Raw genomic sequence first — 12,523 nt, 5'->3', positions numbered from 1 at the left:
AATAAAATAGGATGCATTTTAAATTATTTGTAAGTAAACAATTTACTTTTTAATAAGGAGGTAGCGATTTGATTACTATTTTTTTAGTTAGCTAAGAAAACACTGTCTATTCTGTGTCCTGAGAAAAATTTACAGCATAATGTTTTATTTCTTTCTGACCTTTATTTTCAAACTTAATAGATTCTTTTATAATGTTGTAAGAGTCATATTTTACAGGTAAAAGCACCTCGTTTTTTGTGTTTACAACACCATATTTGTTATTTTTCTTCACAACAAATTCAGAGGAAGTGTAGATGTTCTCAATTGCATCAAACTCACATGGAATTACAATTTTGTTTTGGTTACTCATCACACCAAATTGATTTCCGGTTTTAAAAATCTGATATTTACTTTTGATAAAACCGTTATAAAAAAGTTTTTTTCTTGCAAACTCATCAACAGGAATTTCGATTTCAGAATAGGTGTTCTCTAGAATAGTCAGGAGATATTTTTTATCATTTTTAGTCGCAAAAATTTTGTTTTGAGCAATGGCATAAAAATCATAATTCTCGTCGATAACAACTTCTCCCTTTTCAGAGAACAAACCATTTTTATCGTTTGAGTTTGTTACAACATAGAAATTAGAAAACGTTTGTATGTTTTTATACTGGCAAGGAATTATATCTTTTTCTGAGAAGGGATCTATAATACCTTCAAGATCTCCTTTTTTAGCCAGAAACTGATTTTTAAAAAGAGTATCATCGTTGTAATTTGCGGCATAAATGGCATCATAAATTAATGGTTTTAAAACAGAATCTTTTGGAGTAACCAAGCCATATTTGAGTTTGTTCTTTACAATATAAATTGATTTATCGGTGATGATGTCATCGTATTTACATTCGATTTCGTATTCTCCCAACGAATTTATGATGCCTTTTTTGTTGGTGAGCGTATTACGAATGAGAAAAGAATCTGAATTAATTACCTTTTCAAATTGATGGTTTTTTACAGGACTCAAAACTACTTTTCCCTGATTATCAATTATTAATTTAGTGCTGTTTTGAAGTGTAACAATGGCTCTGTGATCTTTAAAATAGTCAATATCTTTTGCTTTAAAACGGGTTATTTGTTTTCCTGTTGAGTCAAAAAGGTCAATTGTATTAATCGTCTGAACAAACAAAATTCCATCTTGTGCCATGATATAATCGAACTTTAATGGCAGTACAATCCTGTTTAAAGTGTCTAAAACGCCGGTTTTATTATTTTTTGAAACTCTGATAAGACCGTTTCCAAAATAGTAAACATCCTCGTATTCAAAAGGAATTCTGATATTGCTTTTTAGATCTATAAAACCTCTTTTATATTTTTTATGGATCGAAATACCGGCTTCATATAAGTTTTTAAGTTCCGGTTTGTTATTAATAAACTCATAATTGGGTTTAATGACTACATTTCCTGTACTGTCAATCAATCCCATTTTTCCTTTAAAAGTTCTGAATGCGGCATAATTATTTTCAAAATTATAAACGTATTCATATTTTTTACTTGTAGTTAATTGTTCCCGAATAGGATTAAATTTTGGCTGACATATCGATAGCAGCGGAAATAGTAATAGAAAAATCCTGAACATTTTCATAATTCTTACTTTTAATAAATAACACACATCAAAACTTATAAAATAGGTATAAAAAAACAGCATTCTATTTTATCCGGGTTAAGAACAAAATAGAATGCTGTTTTTATTATTTGTAATTAAACAATTTCTGCGCTTAATCCAGCTTCCAGAAGTTGCGTGCATTGAGGTTTTAATTTGTCAATTGGCCCTGTTTTTACAGTGCATTTTCCGTTGTAATGTACAATTAAGGAACATTGCTCAGCTTGTTCAGGCGTGTGGTTACAAACACGCATTAAAGTATCAATTACGTGATCAAAAGTGTTTACATCATCATTATAAACAATGATTTCGTTATTGAAAACTGTCGCTTCCTTTTCTCTAACTCTTTCTCTTACTTTTTCTTTAGTACTCATTTTTCTAAGTTTTTGTACTGTTGTAATTACTAATTTTCTTTGTTACAGATGAAATAGATTCTTAAAAAAATAAATCAATATTTCTCTGTTTAATGGTCAGATAATCAAGTATCTAATTTACGTATTTTAATGAAACCCAGTTGTTTCTTTGAAATTTTTTAACATAAGTCAATCCTTTTTCTGTACATGAAGCATCAATAAAAGGAATGTCTTCTTCATAAAAACCGCTAAAAAGTATAATACCTTTTGGATTTAAGGCATCAACATAACTCTGCATATCGTTCAACAGGATATTACGGTTGATATTGGCAATAATCAAATCGTATTTTTTGCCGGCCAATAAAGCCGCATCGCCTTCATAAACGGTAATGTGTTTGCAATTATTGCGTTCAGCATTTTCAATTGAATTTAAGTAACACCAGTTATCAATATCAATAGCATCAATTGGCTGAGCACCTTTCATTTCGGCTAAAATGGCTAAAATCGCAGTTCCGCAGCCCATATCAAGCGTTTTTAAGCCCTGAACATCCATTTCTAATAAATGCTGAATCATCATATGAGTAGTTTCGTGATGTCCGGTTCCAAAACTCATTTTAGGTTCGATCACGATATCAAATTCAGCATCAGTTTTTTCATGAAAAGGAGCACGAACATGACATTTACCGTCTACATCGATCGCTTCAAAATTCTTTTCCCACTCTTCGTTCCAGTTTACCTGATCGATTTCTTCAATTGTATATTCAATTTTAAACTCTTCAGATCCTAAAATATAAATGTCATCCAGAATATTCTCATCCCATAAATCTTTCTTTACAAAAGCCGAAATTCCGTTTTCAGTTTCTGTAAAACTTTCAAACGCTTTTTCGCCTAATTCAGCAACTAAAATTTCTGAACCCAATTCTTTTGGCTCAATTGTAAAATGGTATCCTAAATATATATTCGACATAAATAAATTTTTTGCAAAGGTAAGAATACAAAGTAGAAGTTGTTCATAAATAATCAAGATCCTTACATATATTAGTGTTAATTTTGACTTGAATTTGTAAGGTTTTTTAAAATATGAAGAATATCGTTTTTATTTTGCTCTTTGTGATACTTAATGGAGCAACTTGTGAGAAAGAGCACGAAGTCATAAGATCATTTTGTTACTGGAAAACAGATCTGAATTTCGATAAACAAGACGATTCACTGATTAAGAATTTGAAAATGCAGCATATGTATGTTCGCTTTTTTGATGTCGACTGGAATCCGTATGCCAAAGAACCTCTGCCTGTTGCCACAATTAAGGATATAAGGCTGAATAGGAATAATCCTGAAATTACGCCAAGTATTTTTATAACAAACGAAGTTGTTTTACAATCTGATAACAAACAATTGGATAGTCTGGCGGCGCGAATTGCAAAACGTGTGAAACAAATCGGAATGCAGATAAATGAAAATAAAGCAAGTAAAGCTGCCGAAGAAATTGCTTATCCCGAAGATTATTACAAGCAGGAGAATAGAAAAAGTATAAATTATGACTCGGTAAAATCGATTGAACTGGCAAAATTAAAAGTTGATTTTAAAGAGATTTTAATTGATTGTGACTGGACAGAAAAATCCCAAAAGAATTATTTTTATTTATTGAAGCAAATCAAAAAGGAAATTCCAACTGCAAAACTTGCTGCTACAATTCGCCTATGGCAATATAAATATGCCGAAAAAGCCGGAATTCCGCCAGTTGATAAAGGTTTGTTGATGTGTTATAATCTAACAAAACCGGACGATTTTAAAACTAAAAATTCGATAGGAACCAGCGACGAACTGGCACAATATATCACACACGACAAGTACAAATTAAAACTGGATATTGCTTTGCCATTGTACAGTTGGGCAGTGGTTTTTAGAGGAAATCAGTTTAAAGGAATTTTATCAGATTATGATGAATTGCGAAATGATACCATTAAGCTAAAAAAAGTATCAGACTCCAAATATGTTTTGAAAGATGATATTCTGGTTGGACAAACTTATCTGCGAAACGGAGATGAGATTAGAATTGAAAAAATCTCTGAAGATGAACTGGAAAAAATGATTTCGATTGTAAAAAACAAAATACAAATTGACAACCAGACAAAAGTCACATTTTTCTCTTTTGATAAAAAATACATTAATGATTATGGAACCCAAAATATATCAAAATATTATGAGAGTTTTTAGTAGTTTACTTTTGGTTTTAAGCTTTCAGGTTTCATTTGCCTGTGGCTGGGGAGCTTCGGCAGAAACAACCCGATTGGCTTTGTTTAAAGCACAGCGGGAAGGTTTTTTTAAATTGACACCTTTTTACTATTCGGCAGATTATTACTATTTTACCGATAACATTTCGACTGTCGATCAGGAATTAAACTGCTTAGAATGGAAAAAGAAGCTTGGTAATTCTATTAATCCAAAAGATGTTCATATAATTTTATACGAAACAGACGGAGAACAATTTGAAACGGCTTACGAAACCAAATCATTAAAAAAAGTATTTGAGAACAATACTTTTATAGAAGCTCTATTAAAGCCTAAAAATAAAGCTTTACTAAATTATATGTTGTTTGCAAAAACGCTTGAATACAACAGCAATCCTGATGTAAAATGGGAATCCTGGAGCCAGATAGGGTATCAAAGTAAAGATCATCAGCTGGCCAATGTAAATGATTTTGAAAAGAAAATTAAAACAGCAAAAGATCCGTTCCTGAAACAGCGATATGCGTTTTTGATTTTGAGATATAGTTTTTATGCTCAAAATAAAGAAGAAGTGATTCGTTTGTATGATACGTATTTTACAGATAACAAAAACACTATTTTAGAGCCCTGGGCTTTGTATTATAAAGCGTTGTGTCTAGATAATTTACCTTTACAAAACTATTTGTTAAGTAAAGTATTTGCGACTTGCGAAGAAAAGTCATTTGCCGTTTTACAGCATTATAACTTCAAATTAACGACAGAAACTTTGGCTTTAGCCCAAAATGATGAAGAACGAAGCGTGATTCTTTCAATCGGGAGTTTTCGTAATCCCGGTCCGGATTTAAAAACCATTCAGGAAGTTTACAAACTGAGCCCCAATAGTGTTAATTTGAGTTTTTTGATTGGAAGAGAAATCAATAAACTCGAAGACTGGATTTTTACACCACAATACACCAATGAAGGAAGTCCTTCGGTTGTGTTTGACAGAGATTCCTGGTATGAAAATTATGCAAAAGCAAAAGAAGAAAACCTGAACAAAGACATTTTGTATTTAAGAGAACTTGAATACTTTTTGATTTCGATTCGCGAGCAAACATCAGGAGAACAAAAAGATTATATTACTGCAGCAATCGCTCAGCTTTGTTTTATTGGCGATGATGCTGAATTGGGTAAAAAGTATACCAATATGATCTCAGCTAACGCCAATACATCCATACAAATGCAAAAAAACATTCAGTTGGCGCTGGTTTCATTAAAACAGGATGATTTAAAAAATGAAAAAGTTCAGGACCAACTTTTTAAATACTTCGATTCAGTCGAAAGTCTGGTTGAAAAAGATAACGGATTATTCAAGAATTTATACAGTTTGTACCGAATTGCAAGTGCAGATTTTGCTAAACAAGGCGATCGCGTTACGGCAGGGTTATTAATGATGAAATCTGATCTCAAAAACGAAGGAGGATACTTTGATTATGGAAGCCCTTATTTTTATACGTATATTGGTTATTTTGACAGAAGTGCAACAGTTGAAGATATGGATCGTTTGATGGCATTACAGCAAAAAGAAGATAAAACGCCTTTTGAAAAATACATTTGTTCCGGAACCATAGCTTCAAACATAAATTATTATAAAGATCTAAAAGGAACGATCGCTTTTAGAAACAACAATTTAGAATTGGCTTACGAAACCTTTGCAAGTATGCCAGAAGACTTTTGGGAAAAGAATTATGAGTATAAAAACTATTTGAACGAAAATCCGTTTTTGCCAAAAATTCTACAGAGATATGAAGAACGAAAATTTAATTATCGTTTTAATAAGGCCGAATTCCTGGCAAAACTGATTCAGCTGAAAAAGCAAAACACAGCAACCAGTAATTTACAATTGGCACATGCTTATTTTAATGTTTCCTATCAGGGAAATTCCTGGATGATGCTGGCATACGACTGGTCATCAGGAGAATCGTATGTGGATTATACATATGGAGACAATACCGAAAATGAAAAAACATATCAAAAAGGGAATTATTACAATTTAAAGATGGCTAAGTTTTATTACGAGAAAGCATTAAAAATGTCTAAAAATAGGAATGAAAAAGCCATGGCAAGTTTAATGATTTTTGAATGTAATTATTACAATCATTATGCAAGTATTATTTCATCTGAAGAAGCAGAAAAGAATCCGTTTAAGGCAGGGAAGGAGCTGTTTAATTTTTATTCGGTTTACAAAACAACGCCAACGTTTAAAAAATACAATTGTCCTTTATTAGAATCATTTATAAATTAATTTTTTCACCATATAAGCAATATAAGAAAATTTAATCCTGACTTAGCGCAAAAACTTTAAATGAACTTATATTGCTTATATGGTAAAAAAAACGTTCGCTAATGCGAACGCTTTTATTATTTTTAATCTATGCTGGATTTTTTTAGATTGCAGTAACAATAGCTAAAAAGTCATCTGCTTTTAAAGCAGCACCACCAATTAAACCACCGTCTACGTCTGGTTTAGAGAAAATTTCTTTTGCATTATCCGGTTTAACAGAACCACCATACAATATTGAAACTTCATCAGCGATATCAGCCCCAAAAGCTTTACGGATAGTTTCTCTGATAAATTCATGCATTTCCTGAGCTTGCTCCGGTGAAGCAGTTTCTCCCGTTCCAATAGCCCAAACCGGCTCATATGCTAAAACCACTTTTGCCCATGATTCTTTTGCAATATGAAATAAACCGTCACGTAATTGATTTTCAACAATATTGAAATGATTGTCTGATTGACGGTCTTTTAATTCTTCTCCAAAACAGAAAATTACGGTCATGTCATGTTTCAAAGCAGTATCTACTTTATTTGCGATCAAAGCGTCAGTTTCATGAAAAATAGCTCTACGCTCAGAGTGACCAAGAATTACCGTGTTTACGCCAATACTAGTTAACATATCTGCAGAGATTTCTCCTGTAAAAGCACCACCTTCAGCCTGGTGAACGTTTTGAGCAGCAACACCAATAGTAGTGTTTTCTAATTGAGCAACCGCTGCCTGTAAGTTTACAAATGTTGGTGCAACAATTACTTGTGCAGTAGTTTGTGCTGGTATTTTTGCAATTAATTCACTTAATAATTCTTGAGTTTGTCCTGCATTTTTATGCATTTTCCAGTTTCCTGCAACAATCTTTTTTCTCATTTTGGTAGTTTTTATTTATTCTTTTAATTTTTTGTTTTTATGAAGTTTTCGCAGGCATTGACTTTAAACCTGTCATTGCCATTGATATTGAAGTCTTATTTTAAACCTTTTAAAGTTTCATTGATTTTATCAAAATCTGTTTCGATAGCACGGTACAATACAATTTTTCCTGTTTTGTCAACAATGATATATCTCGGAATCCAGTCTAAATCTATTGCTTTTCCAAAAACACCTTTCATACCGTCGTTCATCATAAAATGATCTCCTTTTAATTCGTGTTTTTCAATTCCAATTTTCCATTTGTCAGCTGTTTTATCAGCCGAAAGAAACAGGTAAGAAACATCAGGATTATTAGCTTGTAATTCTTTTACTTTTGGCATTGCTTTTACACAGTCGCCACACCACGAAGCCCAAACTTCAATTACCAGTGTTTTGCCTTTGTATTTTTTTAAAATGTTTTTGAAAGTAACCTGACTTCCGTCAGTAGCGGATAATTTTTCAGATAATGCTTCTTTTGAAAAACTTGTTTTCTGAGCCTGTGAACAAGAAAAGGTAATAAATGCAATTAAGACAAGAGCTATTTGTTTCATTTTAAAATATTTTGTTTAATGGTTTATAGGCGCCATTCTTCATTTGTTTTTGAAATATGGAATCATGGCGATTTCATAAATTTATGTTTCCCAACAAAGTTAAACAAACAAATCGAAAGCCAAATGGAGATTAACAAAATTTGAAGACACCTTTATTTTATCAAAAAAGAAGAAATATCGGTTAAAAAATAAGTTCTGAAAACGTAATAGTTGTTTCTAAAAACTTCAATTTTTAGCAATTTTTTAAAAATACAATTTGATGAAACATACAAAAACAGATATTTTTTTAGAAAGAGAAACTTTTTGCCGACAAAAAACGTCAGATTAACATAAAAAAAGCCTTCAATATTTTATTCTGAATCAGATTATATTGAAGACTTTTTCACTATTCTTTCTATGAGTTTTAATTCAGCTCATAATTGGCATTAGCCCATTTTTTGCAAGGTACAATCCATGCATCTAAAGCCTTGAACAGAAAACCATGTTTCAGATTGGTATTTAGTTCTATTTCTTTAAAGTGATTGATCTTTAATTTTGAAGATTCTTTTCTTTGGATAGCCGAAACGCCATATACATCTGATTTTTCATATATGTTTAGAATATTTCCGCAAAAATTAATCTGAGGAATTTCTTCTACATCTGTTTTTCCGACACTTCCAATAAAAACAAAATTCACATTGGGATTGGCTAAATAAGTTGAAACATATTGGGCAATATAACCGCCTTTTGAAGTTCCGATAACTGTTATTTTATCGGGAGTGATTCCTTTTTTAAGCAACTCCTTAATTTGAGTTACAATTTTTTTTGCATACGCCGAAGGATCGGTATTCTTGCTTCGGATTTCGCTTAAAACAATAAAATGATCTTTTTTAAAAGAGTTGATAATCTCATTGTATTCGGCTTTGCCATATTCAGGATGTGAGGTGTTTAAATCATTTTCTTCGATAAATTTATTATGAAGAAAGAAAATATAACGTTGATCTTTATGAGTTGCTTTTTCCTGACTAAACCCTAAAATGCAAAAAAGCATAATGAGTAAAAAATTAATGGAATTAAAAATCTTATTCATTATGCTTTTGTATTTATGTTTTATTAGAAATTACAACTTCAAGTCCTTAATGTCATTGTAATGCACTTTTTGAATCACAGTCCCTTTTTGTAAAACGACAATACTTGGATTTGCTCTTTCGATTGTTTTTAAGGCTGTAGCGTCACAGAAATAAAAATCGACATCTAAGCCATATTGTTTTTTAGCTTTTGCAATTTCATCTGCTCCTGAAGCTGTCATGGCAATTACTTTGTATCCTTTTGTTTTAGCTTCTTTGCTTAAACCTTCTAATTTTTTCATTCCGTCAGGATTAGACAAAGTCAGATCGTAAGTTACAAAAACTAATAATTTTGGTTCTTTTAATAATTCATCTTTATAATCAGAATCATCTTTAACCATTGTAAAATCGTGAATTGGCGGTACATAACCTTCTGTAATTACCTTGTCTTTGCGATCAACAAAAGTAGCACCTGTAGGAATGTTTGCTAAATCTTTTTCGGCAAATTCCTTGTCAACACCATTTACTTTGTAGATAAAAATCATTTCTACTACAGATTTTGGTGCACCTTCCGGAATTTCCATTCCTTTTTCGATGTTTGTTCCCACTTTATACGGACGGAAATCTTTTATTGGATTATGATTCAATACCCAAACAGCCATAAAAATACACAAAACGACACTTGCATAGGTAATGATATTGGTTACAGGATTGGAGAATAAAGGCTTAACTAATTTTTTATTGATGAATAAAATCAGAATAAAGAACAATAAAACGATATCTTTTGAGAAAGACTGCCAAGGTGTTAAGTGTAAAGCATCACCAAAACATCCACAATCTTTTACCACATCAAAATAAGCAGAGTAAAAGGTAAGGAATGTAAAGAAAACGATCAATAACAATAAAGCCCAGATCGTTAATTTTGATTTGTAGCCTACCAGTAACATGACACCCAAAACTACTTCAAGAATCACTAAAAATATCGCTAACCCTAAAGCCAAAGGCTCTAAAAATGGCATATTGAAAACCGGTTCGCTAAAATATTCGGCTAATTTATACGAGAATCCAACAGGATCATTTAATTTAATTAATCCGGAAATGATAAATAATACACCGACAAATAATCTTGAGAATTGGGTAATAATGTTTTTCATGTTTTTTATTTTTTGTAACTAATTTATAGTAACTAATTCGTGGCTTATATTTATTTGATAGGTTCAAGGATTAAAGCAAAAACAGAATAATTTATCATATCCTGATAATTCGCATCAATACCTTCAGAAACTAAAGTTTTACCTTTATTATCTTCAATTTGTTTTACACGAAGTAATTTTTGCAAAATTAAGTCTGTTAAGGAACTCACTCGCATATCGCGCCAGGCTTCACCATAATCATGGTTTTTAGCTTCCATTAATTCCTTGGTTAATTTAACTTTAGCATCGTATAATGCAGTTGCCTGCTCTACATCCAGATCAGGCTGATCAACTACACCCAATTCTAACTGAATCAAAGCCATAATCGAATAGTTAATGATTCCGATAAATTCTCCTTTTTCGTCTTCATCAACTTTACGCGTTTCGTTTTCCTGTAAACTTCTGATTCTTTGCGCTTTTATGAATATCTGATCCGTTAGCGAAGGAAGTCTTAATATTCTCCATGCACTGCCGTAATCTTTCATTTTATTGATAAATAAAGTACGGCAAACCGTAATTACATTATCAAATTCAAGGGAAGTATTCTTCATTTATTGCTGTATATTTGCTAAAATTTCTTCAAAAATAGGGATAATATTAAAGAGTTTCAAGTTTCAGGTTTTCTTTGTTTAAAGTTTTTTCTAAACAAAGTGTTAACGGTAACAACTTAAAACCTGAAATAAAATAAAGTTTCAAGTTTCAGGTTCTGGTACTTGCACAATCTGCATCAATTTGAAACCTCAAACTTGAAACAAAAAATAAATGAAAATGCTAATTAACTGCAAAGGCGAACTTATAGATTTATCGATTCCTAGAGTAATGGGAATTTTGAATGTAACGCCAAATTCTTTCTTTGACGGAGGAAAATATAAAAATGAAAATGAGATTATTTCTCAGGTCGATAAAATGCTTTCAGAAGGAGCGACATTTATTGATATTGGAGCTTATTCCAGTAAACCAAGTGCCGAATTTGTTACAGAACAAGAGGAGATTGACCGAATTGTTCCTGCAATAGAACTGATTTTAAAGCATTTTCCTGAAGCATTATTGTCTATAGATACTTTTAGGGCTGAGGTGGCAAAAGCGAGTATTGAAAGTGGCGCAGCGATTATAAACGATATCGCAGCCGGAGGATTAGACGATAAAATGTTTGATGTAATTGCAAAATATAATGTGCCTTATATTATGATGCACATGTGTGGAAACCCGCAAACCATGCAAAGCCTGACGCAATATGATGATATTGTAAAAGAAATGCTTTTTTATTTTTCTGAAAAAGTACAAAAAGCGAGAAGTCTCGGAATTAATGATTTGATTCTAGATCCTGGTTTTGGGTTCGCCAAAACAACCGATCAGAACTATGAAGTTTTACAAAAAATGGAACTTTTTAATTTACTTGAATTACCAGTTTTAGCAGGTGTTTCAAGGAAATCAATGATTTATAAAACACTCGGAATTACACCTCAGGAAGCTTTAAACGGAACAACGTTTCTTAATACAATTGCTTTGACAAAAGGGGCGAAGATTCTTCGGGTTCATGATGTAAAAGAAGCTGTAGAATGCGTTACTTTGTTTAATAAAATGATATTGTAATCGCCGGGTTTGAATTATTAGTGTTTAAAAATTTTAAAAAAGCTTTTTTATGAAATACATTGCGTTAGTTTTAGTTTTACTTCTTTTTTCCTGTGGAAAAAAAGAAGATGTTTTCCTTCCAAAATCAAACGTAACGGTTGTAAAAGAGGTACAGGATCTCTCGCCAATTTATATCTTTTTTAAAACAGAAGGAAAGGATACAATCGCTGATGTAAATAGAAAAAACAGCATTATTTCTACCAACTGGATTTTTAATATTGATAAGCGTTTGCCTTTGAAATTAGTTATTCCTCAGGTAATGAAATTACAGGAAAAAAAACGTGCAGACAGCGCTCATAAAAACGAAGATGCACAAAATTATTATTCGTACGCAGATTCTATCGGGAAGAATTTAGCTTTTTTACCTTTCACGAAAGTGTATTATAAAATGGAGAAACCAAAATTTGGCGTAACAGTTTATTTTAAAAAAGATAACTCAATTTTAGTAAATGGAGTATTGGTTCAAAAAGAAAAATTACAAGATTATCTTGATAATGTACCCTGCGATAAACCGAATAAATATATGTTCTCTTTTGATAAAGATTTAAATTACGGAGGTTATATCAATAGCAAAATCCTGATAAGAACTTTAAAATTTCCTTTTCCGGTACTGAATCTAACAGACGATGAATTCGTCTTTTAAGCTGAATTCGATTAAACAAATTAAC

The 12,523-nt window shown here is 31.6% G+C and carries 12 protein-coding genes; 4 read left to right on the top strand and 8 right to left on the bottom strand.

The features are described from left to right. Positions 1-106: 106 nt before the first annotated feature. From A4F88_RS12865 to prmA, 3 genes are all read right to left on the bottom strand, one after another. Positions 107-1,615 carry a WG repeat-containing protein gene (locus A4F88_RS12865; protein WP_162268795.1) on the bottom strand — a complete coding sequence of 503 codons (1,509 nt, stop codon included), beginning with the start codon at positions 1,613-1,615 and terminating at the stop codon, positions 107-109. A gap of 116 nt (positions 1,616-1,731) precedes the next feature. After that, the gene (locus A4F88_RS12860; RefSeq protein ID WP_068843020.1) at positions 1,732-2,007 is read right to left on the bottom strand and encodes an ATP-dependent Clp protease adaptor ClpS; all 276 of its coding nucleotides are present in this window, start codon (positions 2,005-2,007) and stop codon (positions 1,732-1,734) included. A 112-nt stretch (positions 2,008-2,119) separates the two neighbouring features. Then, positions 2,120-2,953, bottom strand: a complete 834-nt coding sequence (prmA, locus tag A4F88_RS12855; protein ID WP_068843019.1) for a 50S ribosomal protein L11 methyltransferase — start codon at positions 2,951-2,953, stop codon at positions 2,120-2,122. Positions 2,954-3,066: 113 nt separating this feature from the next. On the opposite strand from prmA, the gene A4F88_RS12850 reads away from it, so the two are divergent. Both A4F88_RS12850 and A4F88_RS12845 read left to right on the top strand, forming a co-directional pair. After that, positions 3,067-4,203 carry a hypothetical protein gene (locus A4F88_RS12850; protein ID WP_068843018.1) on the top strand — a complete coding sequence of 379 codons (1,137 nt, stop codon included), beginning with the start codon at positions 3,067-3,069 and terminating at the stop codon, positions 4,201-4,203. After that, positions 4,163-6,499: a hypothetical protein gene (locus tag A4F88_RS12845; RefSeq protein ID WP_068843298.1), complete on the top strand. Its 2,337-nt coding sequence runs from the start codon at positions 4,163-4,165 to the stop codon at positions 6,497-6,499. The genes A4F88_RS12850 and A4F88_RS12845 overlap by 41 nt, the downstream gene beginning before the upstream one ends. A 142-nt stretch (positions 6,500-6,641) precedes the next feature. Here A4F88_RS12845 and tpiA read toward each other — a convergent pair whose 3' ends face one another. From tpiA to A4F88_RS12820, 5 genes are all read right to left on the bottom strand, one after another. Next, positions 6,642-7,394: a triose-phosphate isomerase gene (gene tpiA / locus A4F88_RS12840; protein ID WP_068843017.1), complete on the bottom strand. Its 753-nt coding sequence runs from the start codon at positions 7,392-7,394 to the stop codon at positions 6,642-6,644. Between the two features lie 95 nt (positions 7,395-7,489). Beyond that, positions 7,490-7,984, bottom strand: coding sequence for a TlpA family protein disulfide reductase (locus A4F88_RS12835; protein ID WP_068843016.1), 495 nt, complete (start codon positions 7,982-7,984; stop codon positions 7,490-7,492). A gap of 403 nt (positions 7,985-8,387) precedes the next feature. Then, on the bottom strand, positions 8,388-9,053 hold the full coding sequence (locus tag A4F88_RS12830; protein WP_068843015.1) for a lipase family protein: 666 nt from the start codon (positions 9,051-9,053) through the stop codon (positions 8,388-8,390). A gap of 30 nt (positions 9,054-9,083) precedes the next feature. After that, complete coding sequence (locus tag A4F88_RS12825) at positions 9,084-10,184, bottom strand: BT_3928 family protein (RefSeq protein ID WP_068843014.1); 1,101 nt, start codon at positions 10,182-10,184, stop codon at positions 9,084-9,086. A 50-nt stretch (positions 10,185-10,234) separates the two neighbouring features. Continuing rightward, positions 10,235-10,774 (bottom strand): DUF1599 domain-containing protein, encoded by a 540-nt coding sequence (locus tag A4F88_RS12820; RefSeq protein ID WP_068843013.1) that lies wholly within the window; start codon positions 10,772-10,774, stop codon positions 10,235-10,237. Between the two features lie 217 nt (positions 10,775-10,991). Here A4F88_RS12820 and folP point away from each other — a divergent pair, with 217 nt between their 5' ends. Both folP and A4F88_RS12810 read left to right on the top strand, forming a co-directional pair. Beyond that, complete coding sequence (gene folP / locus A4F88_RS12815) at positions 10,992-11,816, top strand: dihydropteroate synthase (RefSeq protein ID WP_068843297.1); 825 nt, start codon at positions 10,992-10,994, stop codon at positions 11,814-11,816. Positions 11,817-11,865: 49 nt separating this feature from the next. After that, the gene (locus A4F88_RS12810) at positions 11,866-12,498 is read left to right on the top strand and encodes a hypothetical protein (RefSeq protein WP_068843012.1); all 633 of its coding nucleotides are present in this window, start codon (positions 11,866-11,868) and stop codon (positions 12,496-12,498) included. Positions 12,499-12,523: the final 25 nt, after the last annotated feature.

The sequence above is a fragment of the Flavobacterium chilense genome (assembly GCF_001602525.1).
GTDB lineage: Bacteria > Bacteroidota > Bacteroidia > Flavobacteriales > Flavobacteriaceae > Flavobacterium > Flavobacterium chilense.
Note: the sequence above shows the minus strand (reverse complement) of the source record. Positions and strands in the feature narration are given on the sequence as shown.